Annotated in this window: 17 protein-coding genes and 2 tRNA genes; 18 read left to right on the plus strand and 1 reads right to left on the minus strand. The window is 38.6% G+C overall.

Translation table 11 applies throughout. The features are described from left to right. From EUBDOL_RS01505 to EUBDOL_RS01525, 5 genes are all read left to right on the plus strand, one after another. Window positions 1-496 (plus strand): PRD domain-containing protein (locus tag EUBDOL_RS01505; RefSeq protein WP_040462889.1); only part of this gene is annotated, 496 nt, incomplete at its 5' end. Then, window positions 489-1,877 carry a PTS transporter subunit EIIC gene (locus EUBDOL_RS01510; RefSeq protein ID WP_040462891.1) on the plus strand — a complete coding sequence of 463 codons (1,389 nt, stop codon included), beginning with the start codon at window positions 489-491 and terminating at the stop codon, window positions 1,875-1,877. The genes EUBDOL_RS01505 and EUBDOL_RS01510, both read left to right, overlap by 8 nt. 2 nt (window positions 1,878-1,879) lie before the next feature. Beyond that, complete coding sequence (locus tag EUBDOL_RS01515) at window positions 1,880-2,371, plus strand: PTS sugar transporter subunit IIA (protein WP_004797835.1); 492 nt, start codon at window positions 1,880-1,882, stop codon at window positions 2,369-2,371. A gap of 1 nt (window position 2,372) precedes the next feature. Further along, window positions 2,373-3,809: a glycoside hydrolase family 1 protein gene (locus EUBDOL_RS01520; RefSeq protein WP_004797837.1), complete on the plus strand. Its 1,437-nt coding sequence runs from the start codon at window positions 2,373-2,375 to the stop codon at window positions 3,807-3,809. A gap of 57 nt (window positions 3,810-3,866) precedes the next feature. Continuing rightward, on the plus strand, window positions 3,867-4,685 hold the full coding sequence (locus EUBDOL_RS01525; protein ID WP_040462892.1) for a Cof-type HAD-IIB family hydrolase: 819 nt from the start codon (window positions 3,867-3,869) through the stop codon (window positions 4,683-4,685). Window positions 4,686-4,833: 148 nt separating this feature from the next. On the opposite strand, the gene EUBDOL_RS01530 is transcribed toward EUBDOL_RS01525, so the two are convergent. Then, window positions 4,834-6,522 (minus strand): IS1634 family transposase, encoded by a 1,689-nt coding sequence (locus tag EUBDOL_RS01530; RefSeq protein WP_004797841.1) that lies wholly within the window; start codon window positions 6,520-6,522, stop codon window positions 4,834-4,836. Between the two features lie 471 nt (window positions 6,523-6,993). Between EUBDOL_RS01530 and EUBDOL_RS01535 the strand changes: the two genes are divergently transcribed. From EUBDOL_RS01535 to radC, 13 genes are all read left to right on the plus strand, one after another. Beyond that, window positions 6,994-7,896: an aspartate carbamoyltransferase catalytic subunit gene (locus EUBDOL_RS01535; RefSeq protein ID WP_004797845.1), complete on the plus strand. Its 903-nt coding sequence runs from the start codon at window positions 6,994-6,996 to the stop codon at window positions 7,894-7,896. Further along, window positions 7,893-9,167 (plus strand): dihydroorotase, encoded by a 1,275-nt coding sequence (locus EUBDOL_RS01540; RefSeq protein WP_004797847.1) that lies wholly within the window; start codon window positions 7,893-7,895, stop codon window positions 9,165-9,167. Before EUBDOL_RS01535 ends, EUBDOL_RS01540 begins: the two co-directional genes overlap by 4 nt. Then, window positions 9,164-10,243 (plus strand): carbamoyl phosphate synthase small subunit, encoded by a 1,080-nt coding sequence (locus EUBDOL_RS01545; RefSeq protein WP_004797848.1) that lies wholly within the window; start codon window positions 9,164-9,166, stop codon window positions 10,241-10,243. The genes EUBDOL_RS01540 and EUBDOL_RS01545 overlap by 4 nt, the downstream gene beginning before the upstream one ends. After that, window positions 10,243-13,440, plus strand: a complete 3,198-nt coding sequence (gene carB, locus EUBDOL_RS01550; protein WP_004797849.1) for a carbamoyl-phosphate synthase large subunit — start codon at window positions 10,243-10,245, stop codon at window positions 13,438-13,440. Before EUBDOL_RS01545 ends, carB begins: the two co-directional genes overlap by 1 nt. 4 nt (window positions 13,441-13,444) lie before the next feature. Then, entirely contained in the window at window positions 13,445-14,188 is a 744-nt protein-coding gene (locus EUBDOL_RS01555) for a dihydroorotate dehydrogenase electron transfer subunit (protein ID WP_022420767.1), read from the plus strand. Continuing rightward, complete coding sequence (locus tag EUBDOL_RS01560) at window positions 14,188-15,096, plus strand: dihydroorotate dehydrogenase (RefSeq protein WP_004797852.1); 909 nt, start codon at window positions 14,188-14,190, stop codon at window positions 15,094-15,096. Before EUBDOL_RS01555 ends, EUBDOL_RS01560 begins: the two co-directional genes overlap by 1 nt. Continuing rightward, the gene (gene pyrF / locus EUBDOL_RS01565; RefSeq protein WP_004797854.1) at window positions 15,096-15,791 is read left to right on the plus strand and encodes an orotidine-5'-phosphate decarboxylase; all 696 of its coding nucleotides are present in this window, start codon (window positions 15,096-15,098) and stop codon (window positions 15,789-15,791) included. The genes EUBDOL_RS01560 and pyrF overlap by 1 nt, the downstream gene beginning before the upstream one ends. A gap of 9 nt (window positions 15,792-15,800) precedes the next feature. Next, window positions 15,801-16,475 carry an orotate phosphoribosyltransferase gene (pyrE, locus tag EUBDOL_RS01570; RefSeq protein ID WP_004797856.1) on the plus strand — a complete coding sequence of 225 codons (675 nt, stop codon included), beginning with the start codon at window positions 15,801-15,803 and terminating at the stop codon, window positions 16,473-16,475. A gap of 152 nt (window positions 16,476-16,627) precedes the next feature. Continuing rightward, a tRNA-His gene (locus EUBDOL_RS01575) sits at window positions 16,628-16,703 on the plus strand. 213 nt (window positions 16,704-16,916) lie between these two features. Further along, window positions 16,917-17,756, plus strand: coding sequence for a DegV family protein (locus tag EUBDOL_RS01580; RefSeq protein WP_004797857.1), 840 nt, complete (start codon window positions 16,917-16,919; stop codon window positions 17,754-17,756). A 155-nt stretch (window positions 17,757-17,911) separates the two neighbouring features. After that, window positions 17,912-17,999: transfer RNA gene (locus EUBDOL_RS01585), tRNA-Ser, on the plus strand. A 259-nt stretch (window positions 18,000-18,258) separates the two neighbouring features. After that, the gene (locus EUBDOL_RS01590; protein ID WP_004797860.1) at window positions 18,259-18,663 is read left to right on the plus strand and encodes a hypothetical protein; all 405 of its coding nucleotides are present in this window, start codon (window positions 18,259-18,261) and stop codon (window positions 18,661-18,663) included. Next, entirely contained in the window at window positions 18,660-19,343 is a 684-nt protein-coding gene (gene radC, locus EUBDOL_RS01595) for a RadC family protein (RefSeq protein WP_004797862.1), read from the plus strand. Before EUBDOL_RS01590 ends, radC begins: the two co-directional genes overlap by 4 nt. Window positions 19,344-19,410: the final 67 nt, after the last annotated feature.

Here is a 19,410-nt window from a genome sequence, read left to right on the forward strand (position 1 = left end):
CATCAACCTGTGGGGGGAATCATACCAAGTAGGTAAGTGTGCTATTCAATATATTAACGAAACTCTGCATGTAGATCTTCCAAAAGATGAAGCAACATCTATTGCTTTCCATTTGATTGTGGCGTCTCAAGAAAAAACAAATATTGAAACAAGAGAATTGCTCGAAGGCGTAAACAGTATTGTGAATATCACAATGAAATATCTTGGAAATCAGATAGATGAAGATTCGTTAGCGTATTCAAGGTACATTATTCACCTGAAATTTTTCTTAAGCAGAATTGTCAGTCATCAAACTTCTAACGGTTCTATTGAAGTTACTAATATATTCGGTCAATTGGTCACGAAGTATGAAGGAGTTGACAGGTGTATTCATGAAATCAGTGAATTTATTAATGGAAAGTTTAATTACAGATGTACTGATGAAGATTGTATTTATTTAATGATTCATATTGTAAGGCTGTATGAGTTACAAAGAAAGGACAATAATAATGGCTAAAATAGATTATGATAATTTGACAAGGCAGATAGTGGAATATGTAGGTGGTGTCGAAAATATCAAAACAATTACACACTGCGTAACACGTTTAAGGCTATATTTGAATGACAGAAATAAAGCAGAGGATGAGAAAATAAAAAATCTACCTGGAGTATTAGGTGTGGTTTATGGAAATCAGCAGTACCAGATTATTCTTGGTGAACATTTATTCCCTGTATTTGATAATCTTGAAAAAAATTATTCAGTACAGACAGAAGCCCCAATTAATGAGAATCTTGATGAAAATCTTGTGTCCGGTAATGAGAAGAAGAATTTCAAATATTATTTTGAAAAAGCAATTACATTTATGTCTCAGTCACTGACACCATTCATTACTGTAGTATATGGAGCAGGTATGCTGAAAGTAATTCTCTCTTTACTGAGTTACTTCATCCCATCAGTAGCAAGTTCTACAGCATATACAATGCTTAACTTCATGTCCAGTGCACCATTCTACTTTATGCCTGTATTAGTGGCATATGGTACAAGTAAAGTTTTAAAATCCAATCCTGCTTTTTCAATGGCAATTGCACTGACATTGGTATATCCGGATTTTAATACTATTATGACTGCCGGAGAAGCTACTACAATGTTTGGACTTCCTGTACATTTAGCTTCCTATGGTAGTACATTACTTCCAGGTATTTTTACAGCTATTCTATGTGCATATCTGGAAAGATTCTTCTACAGAGTAATTCCTGGATTATTCAGAAGTGTATTTGCTCCATTATGTGTATTCTTAATTGGTTTTCCAATCGTTGTATTAGCATTAGGTCCTATTGGTAATATTGTTGGTTCTTGGATTGTCGCAGGTATCATCTGGTTACAAGCACATGTAGGTGGATTTGCTCCGGGTATTATTGCCGCAGCTCAGCCATTCTTGGTTATGATGGGTGTAAATATGTTGCCTGTAGCTCCTATGATGGAATTGTTCTCTCGTACTGGGTATGATAACGTGTTCAGACCTGGTTGGATTTTACATAACATTTCTGAATGTGGTTCCTGTTGTGCTGTTGCTTTAAAAACTAAAGATAAAGAATTTAGGGCAACTGCATTATCAGCTGGTATCGGTGCTATGCTTTCCGGTGTTTCTGAACCTGCATTATACGGTGTTAGTCTTCGCTTGAAAAAACCGATGATTAGTATTGTAGCTGGTGGTATTGCTGGTGGTGCTGTTGCCGGGTTTATGGGTGCTAAAGCTTTTGCAATGGGTTATTCTTCTATCCTTGGTGTAGTTATTTTTGAAAAAACTATGGGAGCAATTCTTGCGGGTGTTGCTGTTTCCTTCGTGGTCTCATTTCTATGCACTTATGTTTTATATGATGGAAAGGGCATCAAATAAGTATGTTTAAGTTGTTTTCAAAAAAAGAAGAAAACACAAATGATTTTGCAGCTGTGGTAAGTGGGAAAATCATTCCACTTACTGCAGTGAATGACGATGTGTTTTCTAAAGGTATGATGGGAACCGGTGTTGCCATTGTGCCTGACGATGATGTAATTGTGGCTCCATGTGATGGAGAGGTCACAATGTTGTTTCCTACCATGCATGCATTTGGAATGAAAAATGAAGATGGTGTAGAAATACTGGTACATATCGGTATTGATACTGTAAATAAACAAGGTGTTGGATTTAAAAAGTTTGTAGATGCTGGCACAACAGTCCACAGAGGGGATAAAATCATTCGCATGAATTCCTATGATTTGAAACAGGAAGGATATGATCTGACAACAATGATGATTTTTCCTGGTTGTGAGAAGAAAATGAGTTTCACTACAGATGGATATGCAAAAAAAGGAAAAACAATAGTAGCTGAATATAAGAAAGAAGGAGAATAATATGGCATTTTTAAATAAAGAAGTAAAAAAGGAATTTCCTGAAGGATTTTTATGGGGTGGTGCAGTAGCTGCTAACCAATGTGAAGGTGCTTATCTAGAAGATGGCAAACAAATGTCTACTGCTGACATTAAAGCAAGAGGTTTTTTTGGAGGATTGAGAAGAGATGCAGATTATTATCCTACTCATAAGGCCATTGACTTCTATCATACCTATAAGAGTGATTTAAAATTGATGGCTGAAGCTAATTTTAATATCTTCAGAACATCTATCAACTGGGCCAGAATTTATCCGACTGGAGAAGAAGAAACTCCTAATCAAAAAGGACTTGATTTCTATCATGATATGTTTAAATACTGTCATGAACTTGGAATGAAAGTAATGGTTACTATTTCTCATTATGAAACACCATTATATTTAGTAGACACATATGGTGGATGGGATAATCGTAAATTTATTGGGTTTTATATGAAGTTTGTCAGAACGATTGTTGATAATCTTGACGATGTTGTTGATTACTGGCTGACATTTAATGAAATTGGTAACGCGGCTGTAAAACCTATCTGTTGGGATGCTGCATGTATTTATCCTGACAGCGAAAATCTGCTGCAAAGAATGTATCAGGCAGCACATCACCAGTTTGTAGCAAGTGCACTTGCAGTAAAGTATATTCACCAGCATTCTAACCATGCTAAAGTTGGGGCAATGATTGCGTACAAGACAGTGTATCCTTACACATGTAACCCAAAAGATGTTATTGCTGCTGAAAAAGAAAAGAGAAAAGAGTATTTCTTCTCCGATGTTCAGGTAAGAGGAAAGTATCCGGATTATATCTGGCAGTATTTTGAAGAAAATAATATCAAAATCACTTTTGAAGAGGGAGATGAAGAAATTATTGCTTCTTATCCTGTAGACTTCATTACATTCTCTTATTACAGAAGCAGAGTAGTATCTTCTGAAGAGACTGAAGCTGCTGAAAAGATTATTGATACAAATACACTTGAAGGTATTGTAAATCCATATTTACCAAAGACAGGATGGGGATGGTCAGTTGACCCAGACGGATTAATGCTGGCTTTACAGGATTTATATGACAGATATCAGAAGCCATTATTTATTTCTGAAAATGGATTAGGCGCTATTGACACGGTAGAGGAAGGTAATGTAATTAATGATGATTATCGTATTGATTACATGAGAAAACATGTTCAGGCTATGCAAAGAGCTATTGAAAAGGGTGTTGATCTGTTCGGATATACTATGTGGGGTCCTATTGATATTGTTTCTAATGGTACAGGACAAATGTCAAAGAGATACGGCATCATCTACGTTGATTTGGATGATGAAGGAAATGGTACAGGAAACAGATATCTGAAGAAGAGTTACAATTGGTACAAAACGGTCATTGGTACTAATGGCAAAGATTTAGGAATTGAATAAAAAATAGAAAAGATGTTCGGAAATCATAGAACATCTTTTTTATCAGGAGTTGTGAATATGGCAATATTGTTTTTAGATGTAGATGGGACATTAATTAATTATAAAGCACAAATACCATCATCAGCAAAAGAGGCGGTTATCGCAGCAAGAAAAAATGGGCATTTTGTATTTTTGTGTACTGGATGTTCTAAACAGGAAATACTGGAAAGACATTTTGATTTTGAATTGGATGGTTTTATTGGAGGAAATGGAAATTATATTGAAGTACAAGGCACAGAAATGTTTCATAAACCATTAACTTATGTTCAATGTAAACATTTTACAGATTGGTGTATTTCAAGATCTCTTGCCTATAGATTTGAGTGTAACAGTGGCATATATATCAGTGATGATTATATGGAAAAGTCAGTACAGGCTCGTATGAAATATGCATTTGGTAATAATAAATCAGCTGTAAATGCACCAATAAACCCAGCTTTTAGAAAAATGACATCAAAATATAGAGATGATGTAAACAAGACAGCATTTGTATTAAATAGTTATCAAGATTATCTGGATGCCGTGAAAGAGTTTAAGGATATGGTTGTGGGAACCTGGGGTGGAAAAGGGCAACTTGCCCTTTATGGAGATACCAGTCCCGAAGGAATCAGTAAAGAATTTGCTATCAATAAGTTACTGGACTATTTACATATGGATAAAAAAGAATCTATATGTTTTGGTGATTCTTCAAGTGATCTTCCTATGTTTAATGCCTGTAATATAAAGATTGCCATGAAAAATGGAAACGATGAAATAAAGCAAAAAGCAACCTATATTGCCGATGATGTAGATGATAATGGAGTATATAAAATGTTCAAACAACTACAAATCATTTAATATGATGCATATAAAAAACAATGTTAAATACATTTCAGAAGATTGTGAAATTTTGTGTATTCCTTTATGGCATGAATGGTTTTTAGATAGTATAGTACCTGACTTTAGAGGTTGAATAGTAAAAAATGGTGCAACACTCGATATTTGATTATCGAGTATGCATCATTTTTATTTGTTTATCTGTTAGATAATAATTTGTTATTGGTTGATTTAATTTTTTGGATAAATCTGTTACGAATTCTTTGCTGGTTAATAGATTTATGAATCTTGTTGAGTTGATTCTTACAACTCGGAATTTTCTCATGAAATCGTATATTGTACTTGCTGAGTATTTATTTTCCAGAATCTTGAATTGAAGGATTCGTGATAATAACACGGCTGTGTAACAGATGAAGAAATGCCCTTTGATCCGATTTTCTTTTTGTAGATAGACCGGACGTGTATCAAGTTCGGACTTCATGATGCGGAAGGATTCTTCAATTTGCCAAAGCTGATGATAAGCATTGTATATGTCTTTTGATGACATATTGATTTCAGATGTTACGAGCATATTATATCCGGCTAGTTCTTTGTCTTTGGCTATAGCTTTTAGATTTAGCTGGGGTTTTATACTTTTTCCCTGATCATCTAGAAACTGCATATATTTTGATGATTCACCATATTCTTCTTTTTTGGCCTGGCATGCACGGTGTGCCTTGGCTTTTTCAATCATTCTATTGATTTCCATCAGTTTCTTCTTCGCGAGACTGAAGTTATAGGTAACTGTTCTTTTTTCTTTTATATTACGAGTTATGACATTCCCGTAATCATCCTTGTATGAATAGGTAAACGTATCGATGCATTCCTTGATTTTATAAACGGGTTCTCCGTTCTGATTAAACACTGTTTCGAATCCGTCATCAAGAAGAACCCATTGTCCTTCTCTTTCAGGAAGGGTTTTTACAGATTTCGAAAACAGATAGCCATCTCCATTATCGATAGCTTCAATAATATTTTTAGCACAGTTAAGGCCTTTATCAGCAATTTGGATGGTACGGCCCTTGATATTGTTTCTTGATTTCAAATCGTGGATTAGATCACGCATGACCGGCTTTTCAGATTCATTGCCTGGGAATATCTTCATGCCGACTGGTAACATCTGTGCGTCTAAAAGAAGGCCCATTCCCACAATAGGGTCCCTTCGATTTTCTTTGGAAGGACCTCTTTTTTGAAGAGTAGATTCCTTATCGATTTCAAAGTAATAGTTTGTACAATCAAAATAAGAACGGCTGGAATCCAGAATAAAATTGTCATCAGTCGCAACGGTTAGTATTTCAACCAGTTTCTCATATTCTTCGCCCATGAATTCCAAGCCCTCCAGGAGTTGATCATAACTGAAGTTTTTTTGAACATATAGCTTTGGAAGAATATCATGAAAAGTCTGATGTTTGGATAAAGGCGCAACAACACGAGCATATACAAGAGCGGAAAAGACATCATATACATCGAACTCGAACTTCCTTGAAGAACTTAAATACCCAAAATGTTCTTTTACATCCAGTATGTTCAAGATTTTCGCAATTGGCACATAACCCAGACACAGTTCTGGTGAAACGTCAGAAATCTGTTGAAAGTTGATGCGACACTTTTCTGTCTCCCGTTTAGAATTCAGTTCATTTACTTCTTTCTGAAAATGAGAGATTGGATCATCTATACCCTGTTCGATAAGAGCATCAACGAACCCGATTTTACGAAAACTTTTATGTCGGGTGTTCTTGGTTTCTGGAGAATAAAAACTCTCATAGATGGAAAGATAAAGTCTGTCATTTCGTTTTGTTTTTTTAAGAAAATAGGCCATAGAAAGTGTCCTCCAAAGATTACACGTTTACACCATAATTATACCAAATAAATAAAAAAATAAAATAAATTTAAAGCACAAAAAACAACGATAAATACTGGAGAATCTCAACTTTTTCTCAGAATAGCCTCTAAACATTCATGGTGCAAACCTCTAAAGACGGGAATGGGAGGGAGAGCTTCCAAGTGTCATATTATCGTTATCCGATGGAACAACAAAGGGACACGTAAGGCTTTTGGTAAATTATCGCAATGCGACGCTTATCGAGACAATCTTAAAACGGTGTATGGATTGTTAAAAATACAAGAAAAGGATTGAATTTTTTTAAGAATATGTTACAATTATCCACGATAAAAGGTCCTTTAATATGATCCAGAGAGGTCATTAAGGCAACGTATGATTCTTTCTGTGTATAGAGAAGGCCCTTTTGTATGACAAAATGGTCTTTTTTTGAATAAAAGGAGGATATTTATGAATACAAAGAGCTTGTTTAAAATCAGTGATTTAACAAAAGAAGAAATCTTTGAAATCCTCCATGATGCGAATGCGTTTTCATGTTCTCATAAAGATTGGCAATTACCGGAACGTAAGCTGGTTGCTAATCTTTTTTTTGAACCGAGCACCAGAACGCATTTTTCCTTTGCCAGTGCGCAGCATCAGTTAGGCTGTTGCGTAGAAAATTTCAGTGCGCAGGGAAGCAGCGTGGAGAAGGGTGAAAGCCTGTATGATACGGTAAAAACTTTTGAAAGCATCGGATATGATGCGCTTGTGATTCGTCATAAAAGCGATGAATATTTCAAGGAGCTGGAAAACATCAATATTCCGATTTTGAATGCCGGAGATGGCTGTGGCAATCACCCAACTCAATGCTTATTGGATTTGTTGACGATTTACCAAGAGTTTAAGACCTTTGAAGGAATTAAGGTTGCGGTGATTGGTGATATCGTGCATTCACGTGTTGCTAACAGCATAAAAGAGGCAATGCAAATTTTGGGTGGTGAGGTCTGCTTTAGTGGACCGAAGGAATGGATTTCCGATTCGAGTTTATATAAAGATATTGATGAAGCAGTGGCTTGGGCCGATGCTGTTATGATGCTGCGTATTCAGCATGAACGTCATGCGGCAACAATGAATATGGGCAAGGAAGAATATTTGAAACGCTATGGACTTACAAAAAAGCGTGCAGAGCTGATGCAAAAGCATGCCATTATCATGCACCCTGCTCCGGTAAATCGCGGTGTGGAAATTGACAGCGATTTGGTAGAAGCTTCCAATAGCCGTATCTTTCAACAGATGAGCAATGGAGTGTTGGTGCGTAAGGCAGTTATGAAGCGCGCCTTCGGATATACGTTTTCAAAGGAGGAAGAAAAATGAACCTGATACATCAGGCACGATTGCTTGATCAAGAAACTTTATGCGATGTTCTCTTTGATGAAAACGGCATTCATAAAATTGCCGAGCATATCGAGGAGGAGGTCGATGAGGTCATTGAGGCAAAGGGACAGTATTTGTTGAGTGGTCTGATTGATGTGCATGTGCATTTGCGTGAGCCGGGTTTTTCACATAAAGAAACCATCAAAACCGGAACGCAGGCTGCGGCTCATGGCGGTTTTACTACGGTAATGGCGATGCCCAATGTTCTTCCTTATCCGGACTGTGCTGAGGTCATGAAGGAGTATTTGCAGCTTATTGAAAAGGAAGCTGAGGTTCATGTAATACCTTATGCTTGTATTACCAAGGGAGAAAAAAGCGAAGAGCTTAGCGATATGGAACAGCTTTATAAGCTTGGAATCCATGCCTTCAGTGATGATGGAGTAGGTGTGAAGAGTGCGGAAATGATGGAAAAGGCGATGCAGAAAGCCAAGGCTCTCGATGCAATGATCGTTGCTCATACCGAGGATATGAAGTATCGTACACCTACGGCTTGTATGCATGAGGGGATTCGAAATAAAGAATTGGGACTTGTCGGAATTCCGAGTGCCTGCGAGTATTCTCAAATAAAACGTGACTTAGAGTTGGCAAAGCAGACTGGTGCGAAATACCATATCTGTCATATAAGTGCTAAGGAAAGCGTAGAGCTCTTACGAACTTATAAAAAGCAGGGGGTGGATTGCAGTGGAGAGGTAACTGCTCATCATTTGCTGCTGAATGAAATGGACGTACAAAATCCTAATCATAAAATGAATCCGCCGTTGCGCAGTGAGGAAGATCGTCAGGCCTTGATTGCCGGTTTATTAGATGGTACGATTGATATGATTGCCAATGATCACGCCCCACATAGTGAAGAAGAAAAAAAGCGCGGAATGGAAAAAGCACCTTTTGGAATCGTAGCGTTGGAAACAGCTTTCCCACTTCTTTATACACGTTTTGTGAAAGAAGAAAAATGCTTTAGCTTAGATCAACTTATGTACTTTATGAGTGAAGCACCGGCAAAGCGCTTTGGTATGGAGCGAAAGGGAAAGCTTGCCGTTGGATATGATGCAGATATGTTTTTGTTGAATGTAGAGGCAACTGATGTTATTGATCCCGCAAGTTTTCTTTCCAAAGGGAAGAATACTCCCTTTGATGGGTGGAATTGTGCGTGTAGAATAGAGAAAACATTTGTAAATGGTAAAATAGCCTATGAGCGAAAGGAGACCTTATGAAAAAACGACTTTTAATTCTTGAAGATGGAAGTGTATACGAAGGGAAAGCCTTCGGAAGCGATAACTATCGCATGGGAGAATTGATTTTCCAAAGCGGTATATCAGGATATCAGGAAATTATTTCCGATTCCTCTTACTATGGACAGATTGTGATGATGACCTATCCTGCAATCGGGAACTGCGGTATCAATCGTGATGATTTTGAAGGCTTATCTCCACAGCTGTTTGGACTTGTTGTTAAGGAATATTGTGAAGAGCCTAGCAATTGGAGAAGCGATGCAACGCTTGATGAATTTATGAAGCTGAAAAATATTGCCGGTATTGCGGATATTGATACACGTGAGATTACTCGTAAAATACGTGATCATGGAGTGCTGAAGGCAATGATGGCTGATGAAGATGCCGATGTGGAAGCAATTGTGAAAATGATGAAGGAAACGGAGCTTTTAAGCGATGGAGTAGCCAAGGTATCTACGCAGAAGCCGTTTCCGATTCCAAGCCGTGGAAAGAAGGTCGTGCTTGTTGATATCGGAACCAAATATGCCGTTATTCGTGAATTTAATATGCGAGGCTGTGATTTGATGGTCGTACCATACAACATGAGTGCCGAAGATATTTTGGCGATTCACCCAGACGGTATCGTATATGCCGGTGGTCCCGGTTCTCCGTATGATATCGAAGAAACCATAACAAATGCAAAAGCATTGTTAGGAAAATGCCCGATTATGGCAACCGGCTTAGGTCATGAGGTTCTTGCAGTTGCTTTAGGTGCTAGCGTTAAGAAAATGAAGGTCGGACATCATGGCAACAGTACGCCGGTACGCAATCTGAAAAAGAATAAGGTTGAATTTACAAGCCAAAATCATGGCTATGATATTGATGAAGCTTCTTTAGCAAATACGGGAATTACGGTTACACATACGGCATTGAATGACAATTCCATTGAAGGTTTTGTGCATGAAAGCTATTCATTGATGTCCTTTGCCTTTGATCCGGCAGCGGCTCCGGGTGCTGATGATGTTGCGTATGTGTTTGATGAATTTTGTGAAATGATGAATGAAAGAGGTGCAAAATAATGCCAAAGAGAACAGATATTAAAAAGATTTTAGTAATCGGTTCAGGACCGATCGTCATTGGACAGGCAGCTGAGTTTGACTATGCCGGAACACAGGCCTGCACCTCCTTACGTGAGGAAGGTTATGAGGTTATTTTGATCAATTCCAATCCGGCAACTATCATGACCGATTCGGTAATTGCGGATCGTGTGTATATCGAGCCATTAACCTTGGAATTTGCAAGTCGCATCATTTATAAGGAACGACCAGATGCGGTACTTGGAAGTCTTGGTGGACAGACCGGCTTAAATTTGGTTGTAGAATTGGCAGAAAGCGGTATTCTAGATGAGTGTGGTGTAGAAATCTTAGGTACCGAGCTTGATGCTATTGAAAAGGCAGAAGATCGTGATAAATTCCGTGAGTTGATGTATGAACTTGGTGAACCGGTACCGGAAAGTGTTATTGTGCATTCCGTAGAGGAAGCAGTTGAATTTGCAAATACCAATGGATATCCGGTGGTTGTACGTCCGGCCTTTACTTTAGGTGGAACCGGTGGAGGCTTTGCGAATAATTTAGAAGAGCTAGAAGTTATTTGCGAAAATGGTTTAAAGTTATCTCCAGTTCATCAGTGCTTGATTGAACAAAGCATTGCCGGATATAAAGAAATCGAATATGAAGTTATGCGTGATAATGCAGATAATGCAATTGTTGTCTGCAATATGGAAAACGTCGATCCGGTTGGTATTCATACCGGAGATTCTATTGTTGTTGCACCAACCCAGACGCTTACCGATCGTGAATGCGGTATGATGCGTGCTGCGGCATTAAAAATCATTCGTGCTTTAAAAATTTGCGGAGGCTGTAATGTGCAGCTGGCACTTGATCCCAATTCCTTTAAATATTATGTAATTGAAGTAAACCCACGTGTATCAAGATCCAGTGCGCTAGCTTCTAAAGCAACCGGTTATCCGATTGCTAAGTTGGCTGCCAAGGTAGCTGTCGGTTTGACACTTGATGAAATCATGAATCCGGTTACGCAGACTAGCTATGCTTGTGCAGAGCCATGCATTGACTATGTTGTCGCAAAATTCCCACGTTTCGCCTTTGATAAGTTTCCAAAAGGAGATCGTACGCTTGGTACACAGATGAAGGCTACCGGAGAGGTAATGTCTATCGGACGTACATTTGATGAAGCAATTCTAAAAGCTATTCGTTCACTTGAAATGAAGGTTGATCATTTAGAAAAAACAGAAATCAATACTATGAGCCTAGATGCACTTTGGGATAAGCTGAAGCAAAACGATGATGAACGAATCTTTGTGATTACTGCTATGATTCGTAAGGGTGTGGATATTGAAGAGATTTTCCAAGAAACCAAAATGGATCGCTATTTCTTATATCGTTTCCGTTCCCTTGTGGCATTTGAAAAGGAAATCGCTGCACATAAGGGGGATCTCGAAGTCTTATTGGAAGCGAAAAAGCGAGGCTTTGCGGATAGCTATATCGCACGTGTGTGGTATATGAAAGAAAACGAAATCTATGATTTACGTAAAGAAAACGGTATTACACCGGTTTATAAGGTCGTAGATACTTGTGCCGGAGAATATGTATCTACAACTCCATATTTATATTCTACTTATGAGCATGAGAATGAAAGTATCGTAAGTGAGCGTGAAAAAATCATCATTCTTGGTTCCGGTCCAATCCGTATTGGACAGGGGGTAGAATTTGACTATGCTACTGTACACTGTGTAAAAACAATTCGTGAAATGGGCTATGAGGCTATCGTTATCAATAACAATCCGGAAACCGTATCGACGGACTATTCGATTTCCGATAAGCTGTATTTTGAACCATTGACAATCGAAGATGTCATGCATGTTATTGATTTGGAAAAACCACTCGGTGTTATCGTGCAATTCGGTGGTCAAACAGCAATTAACTTAGCAGATAAGCTGGTAGCTCGTGGAGTAAAGATTTTAGGTACTTCGCTAGAAGCTATTGATCGTGCTGAGGATCGTCATGAGTTTGAACAGATGCTTCGCAAATTGGATATTCCACAGCCAACCGGAGATACTGCTTATGAAGTTGAAAAGGCTATTGAAATTGCGAATCGTATTACCTATCCGGTACTTGTTCGTCCAAGCTACGTTCTAGGTGGACGTGCGATGGAAATTGTGCATAATGATGAGGATTTACGTGTGTATATGGCGACTGCTGTTCAGGAAATCAGTCATGATGCTCCAATTCTAGTCGATAAATATGTTATCGGTAAGGAAATGGAAGTTGATGCAATCTGTGATGGTGAGCATGTGTTTATCCCTGGAATCATGGAGCATATCGAGCGTGCGGGCGTTCACTCAGGAGATTCTATTAGTGTGTATCCGGCACCGACAGCTTCTCAAAAGGTTAAGGATACGATTGTAGATTATGCGATTCGTATCGGAAAAGGATTCCACTTTGTTGGACTGTTCAATATTCAGTTTATCGTCGATAAAGATGAAAAGGTATATGTATTGGAGGTAAATCCAAGATCTTCTCGTACCGTACCTTTCTTAAGTAAGATTACCGGTGTACCGATGTCTTATGTTGCAACACGTTGTGTAATGGGAGAAAGCTTGCAGCAGCAAGGCTATGAGGAAGGCGTTAAGCCGGAATTGAACCGTACTTTTGTCAAGGCTCCGGTATTCTCTTTTGCGAAGCTGCGTGCAGTTGATACAACCTTAGGTCCGGAAATGAAATCTACCGGAGAAGCATTGGGTGGCGATGTAACACTTGAAAAAGCATTATATAAAGCCTTGATTGCTAGTGGTGTACGTATTCCTAAACATGGAAACGTATTGCTTACAATCGCCGATAATGATAAGGCGGAAGGTTATCGTTTAGCAAAACGCTTTGCGGATATTGGTTATGGTATTTATGCGACAAAGGGTACAGCAAAATATTTAAGCGAACGTGGTTTGTTTGTTCATGCGATTGCAAAGCTTGATGAGAATCACGAAAATAATGTTGTAGAATTGATCCGTAAGGGACATGTCAATTATGTTATCAATACGATGAGCATTGCGAAGTCGGTAAATGCCGATGGATTTGAGATTCGCCGTGCTGCTGCGGAAAACAATATCAGCTGCTTCACATCACTTGATACTGCCAATGCAATCCTTGCGGTTTTAGAATCACAAACCTTTACTACAATTTCCATGAATGAAATGGAGTAGGCAAATGAGAGAAGAAAACGGATTGATTCTTTCCAATACGTGTATTGCGAAGGATACTTATAAAATGATGATTCAAGCGGAAATGGCGAAGGATATGCAGCCGGGACAATTTGTTAATTTGCAGATTCAAGGCTATTTCCTGCGCCGTCCAATCAGCATTAGCTATGTTGATGATGAGCATTGCTTTACCATCGTTTACAAGGTTGTAGGCGATGGTACGCAAGCCTTGTCAAAGCTGTCTGCCAATGATGAAATCAATATCTTCGGACCACTTGGCAGCTTCTATCCTATTGAAGATGAAAAGGAAGTTCTATTGCTTGGCGGTGGTGTCGGTGTTCCACCGATGTTAGAGCTTGCGAAATGCTATCGTAAGCAAGGGACAAAGGTAGATGTCGTTTTAGGGTTTAACGATGCGGATAGTGTCTTTTATGAAGATGAATTTAAAGCTTTAGGCTGTGATGTCGTAGTTGCAACTATGGACGGCTCTAAGGGTGTGAAGGGAACAGTAATTGATGCTGTTGATGCACATCATATTACCTGTGATTATGTATGCAGTTGTGGACCTCGTCCGATGCTAAAAGCAATCGAAGCACGCTATACGCGAGGCTATATGTCCTTTGAAAGTCGTATGGCTTGTGGCATCGGCGCTTGTATGGCTTGTGTTGCCAAGGATAAAAAGGAAGAAAATTTATATCATAAGATTTGTAAAGAGGGACCTGTGTTTCCAATCGGAAAGGTGGAGTTTTAATGGATTTGCATGTAACATTGCCCGGATTGCATTTAAAAAATCCAATCATTCCCGCAAGTGGCTGTTTCGGGTTTGGGCGTGAGTTTGCTCGGTTATACGATCTATCCATCTTAGGAGGGATTGCGATTAAAAGTGCAACCCCACACAACCGTTTTGGAAATCCTACCCCACGAGTTGCGGAAACACCAATGGGAATGCTGAATGCCATCGGCCTTCAAAACCCGGGTGTTGATGTCATTATGGAAAAGGAACTTCCATGGTTGGCACAATTTGATACGGAAATTATTGCTAATGTAGCCGGTGCAAGTGAAGATGAATATATCGAGGTTATAAAAAAACTAAATGACAATGCGGTTGTAAAAGCTTATGAGTTGAATATCAGTTGTCCGAATGTAAAACATGGTGGAATCGGCTTAGGGACTGATCCGAAGTTGGCCGCTCATATTACGAAGCTGGCAAAAGAAGCGGCTGAAAAGCCGGTATATGTGAAGCTATCACCGAACGTAACCAATATTGTAGAAATTGCCAAGGCGGTAGAAGAAGCCGGAGCTGACGGTATCGTGTTAATCAATACACTGATGGGAATGCGTTTGGATTTGAAAACGGGAAAACCGATTCTTGCGAATAAGACTGGTGGTTTAAGCGGTCCTTGTGTGAAGCCAATTGCCATTCGTATGGTTTATCAGGTGTATGAAGCTGTAAAAATTCCGATTATTGGAGTTGGTGGTATTACCTGCGCTGAAGATGTCCTTGAATTCTTATATGCCGGAGCACAGGCGGTAGAGGTCGGTGCACAAAACTTTGTTGATCCATACTGCTGTCAAAAAATTATCGAGGATTTACCGCAGGTCTTAAAAAAATATGGTTTAAACAGTCTGGAAGAGGCTGTAGGAAGGAGTCATAGATAATGAATAAAACGATTGTTGCGCTTGATTTTTCAACACGTGAAGAAGTAATGGAATTTTTGAAAGGATTTCAGGAACCTATCTATGTGAAAATTGGAATGGAATTAACCTATGCTTGCGGCTTGGACATTGTGAAAGATGTTCGCGCATTGGGACATCACATTTTCTTAGATTTAAAGCTTCATGATATTCCGAATACGGTAAAAGGCGGAATGAAGAATCTGGCAAAGCTTGATGTTGATATTGTCAATTTACATTGTGCAGGTGGTATTGAGATGATGAAAGCGGCTATCCAAGGATTAGAGGAAGGCGCTGTAAATGGAAAACGTCCGCTATGCATCGGTGTTACACAGCTTACCAGTACTTCAAAGGAAGCGATGAATGAAGAATTGGGTATTCCGGGTGAGGTATTGGATTGCGTTATTAAGTATGCTAAAAATGCGAAGGAAGCAGGACTTGATGGTGTCGTTTGCAGTGTGCATGAAGCGCGTGCCATTCATGAAGCTTGCGGAAAGGATTTCTTAACGGTTACACCGGGTATTCGGTTAAGTGATGATTCTAAAGATGATCAAAAGCGTGTTGCTACTCCGGCCTTTGCAAAGGAAGAAGGCTGTGATCATATTGTTGTAGGACGAAGCATTACAAAGAGTGCAAATCCGCAGCAGACATATTTCGATATTGAAGAAATGATGAAATAGGAGGAAGTCATGGAACAGTATAAACAAGAATTTATTGAATTCATGGTGGATAGCAAGGTTCTAAAGTTTGGTGAATTTACCTTGAAGAGTGGTCGAAAATCACCTTTCTTTATGAATGCCGGCGGCTATGTAACCGGATCACAGTTGCGTAAGTTAGGGGAATATTATGCAAAAGCCATTCATGATAACTATGGCTTGGATTTTGATGTATTATTCGGTCCTGCCTATAAAGGAATCCCATTGGCAGTTGCGACAACGATGGCAATCTCTGAATTATATGGAGTTGATATTCGTTATTGTTCAAATCGCAAGGAAGAAAAGGATCACGGGGATACCGGCATTTTACTAGGCAGTAAGCTACAAGATGGCGATCGCGTGGTAATTATTGAAGATGTTACAACCTCCGGAAAATCTATTGAGGAAACTTTCCCAATTTTGAAGGCACAAGCCGATGTGGAAATCAAGGGACTGATAGTTTCTTTAAATCGTATGGAAAAAGGAAAAGGTGAAATCAGTGCATTAGATGAAATCAAAGAAAAATATGGCTTTGATACGAATGCGATCGTTTCCATGGCAGATGTTGTAGAGCATTTATACAATAAAGAGTATAAGGGTGAAATCATTATTGATGATGAACTTAAGGCTGCGATTGATGCATATTATGCACAATACGGAACAAAATAATTAAGATAAAGGCAGCTTTTATGAGAAGAAGCTGCCTTTATGAATGATAAAAAGGCATAACAACGAAAAAAAGAAAAGAAATACGAAGAAAATACAAAAAACTATTTACAAAGAATAGAAGTTAGGGTATAATAATACCTGCTTGATACATGGCGAACGTGGTGAAGTGGTTAACACAGCGGGTTGTGGTCCCGTCATGCGAGGGTTCGATCCCCTTCGTTCGCCCCATTGAAATATAGAATCAAACTTACGGGTTTGATTTTTTTATTAAATAAACGAAATTATGTTTTGTGAGCATGGTGTAAATATTTGTTAATTATGCAGTTTTATAATAACCTATAGCAATCAAGTCGAAAAAGTATGACTGAATGGTTTTATAAGCTATCCTATAATTGTATTTTAAAGAAAAACTTGTTATAATTTTTAAGAAGGTGATATCCAATGAAGAAGATTGCGTTAATGTGCGATTCAAGTGCAGATATTTCAAAAAAACAGGCGGAAGAGCTTGATATTCATGTGGTACGAATGCCAATCATTATTGATGGCAAAGAATATATTGAAGAAGAAACAATTGAAGAAAGTGAAATTATTAAGGCTTTGCGTGAAGGAGTCGTTGTTAAGACGGCACAGCCGATTATTGGTGATTTAACTAAGATGTGGGACGAATTGTTAAAAGAATACGATGAGGTTTTTTACATTCCTTTAACGTATTCCTTGTCCGGCACCTGTCAGGTTGCCATACAGTTGGCAGAGGCTTATGAAGGACGAGTAACGGTATTGCATTCTGAATTTGTGTGCTATCCGACAGTAAAAATGCTTTTGACGGCAAGAGACATGTTTGACAAAGGTTATACTTGTGCACAGGTAAAGGAAATTTTCGAACGAGATGGCGAATTGCTTGCTATTTTGGTTCCGGAAACATTAACTGCATTAAAAAACGGAGGACGTATTTCTCCGGCGGCTGCAGCTTTAGCCGGCTTATTGAAAATTCAACCGTTATTAAACGTGAAGCATGGAGCTATCGATTTGGTAGATAAAGTACGAACCTTGAAAAAAGCATACAAGGAAGGTATTTCTTATGTGCTTGATGGTGTAGATCCAAAGGATTATGATTGGATGATCATTGATGCTGACAATCGGGCGGTAAGTGATGAACTTAAGGTATTGCTTGAAGAAGCAACAGGTCAGCCGGTTGAACAAAGAGAATTTAAAGCGGTTATCATGTCGCATACCGGTCCCGGTACTATTGGGTTTGGAAGAATTAAGAAGATTAAATATTAAATCGGTTAGTGCTTTAGGGTTTTCTTTGTGTAAATCCATAGCTTGTCTTGGTTGTAAAGAGAGTAACGAAAAAAAGAAAGGCAATATTCTGTAAAAAAGTTATGTGAGGATATTGACTTTCTTGTTTTTATAAGTAAAATTATATAAGTAACCTTGGAGAGTTGGCCGAGTGGTTTAAGGCACCATCTTGGAAAGGTGGCGTAGTGAAAGCTACCGTGAGTTCGAATCTCATGCTCTCCGCCATGAGTATGATACGCCTATTGCTTAGGCGTTTTTTTTATACATTAAAGCTAAAGATATGCTTTTGCGAATAGTATAACTTTTATTATCGGGTTTAAGCTTTTAGAAGAAGTATAAAGCCAATCGGTTTATTAAAAAAGTGAATCGTTCAATACTTTTATCTTATCTTTTCGTATAACCTAATAGGAGGTGATTTTGTCCTTTCCTGTCGCTTCGGTTATAACCTTATGAGATTTTACATAAGGTTTGGTGAGGTGAGTGTATGCAGAATAAAAAGATCATCATTTTATTTGCAGTGTTTTTTTCCGTGATTTTTTCACTTATTTATTACTTTTTGTTTACGGTAGCATTTGTTTCACCACAAGATAAAAAAATTGTTTTATATATGAACCAAGTAGGTTTATATGAACAAGCATCTGGTGTGGAAAGTATGATGAAACGTTTGCAGGAGGCTGGGCTGGAAGCGTATGCTTTTGAAAAGGACGGCTTGCAGGCGGTGGTAAGCGGAGTGAGCCGTAAGGAAAAGGAAACGCAGGCAAATGGAGATAAGCTTTCGCAGCTTCAACAAAACTACATAATGAAAAAGGTAACGATTGAGGATCCCGAATTGGTAGCTTTGATTGAAGAACATAAAATAGATGAGGTATTGGAAAGGCTAAATGAATGAAGGTAAAAGAAATGCAGTTGCATCAACGTCCGCGCGAAAAGGCACTGATGCATGGAATTGAGGCATTAAGTAATCGAGAATTGATTGCTTTGCTACTACGTAACGGTACTCGCAGTCAATCGGTTTTGGAGTTAGCAGATGAGGTGTTGAACCGATATTCTTCACTTGGAAGCTTGGGACAAGCTTCTTTAACAGAATTGATGGAAATTGATGGAATCAAACAAGCCAAGGCGATTGAATTACAGGCAGCTTTTGCGCTAGGCAAGCGTATAGCTTTTGATGTTTTAAAGGAAAGTGAAGCTATTTCATCACCACAGAAATTGAGTGAATGGCTGATGCAGCAAATCGGGTTTCAGCAGCAAGAGCATTTTTTGGTAGTATTTTTAAATCAGCGCAATCAAATTCTTGCTTATAAAACATTATTTGTCGGTACCTTAACATCTGCTAATGTCCACCCACGAGAAATTTTTAAGGAAGCTATGCGTATTGGGTGTGCAAAAATTATTTGTGCGCATAACCACCCAAGCGGGAATCCTCAGGTAAGTGATGCGGATATTGCGATAACTCAACAGATTATGGAATGCGGACAGCTTGTTTCCATACCGCTTTTGGATCATATCGTTGTTGGAGGCAATCGTTATGTGAGTTTGAGGGAGGAGGGATATATGCGGGAAATATAAAGTCTTTCTTACAAAAATGCAGAAGTGATTGAACTATTGCGAGATACCCTTTATAATAAATGCGAAA

The organism is Amedibacillus dolichus DSM 3991, assembly GCF_000154285.1.
Classification (GTDB): Bacteria; Bacillota_I; Bacilli_A; order Erysipelotrichales; family Erysipelotrichaceae; genus Amedibacillus; species Amedibacillus dolichus.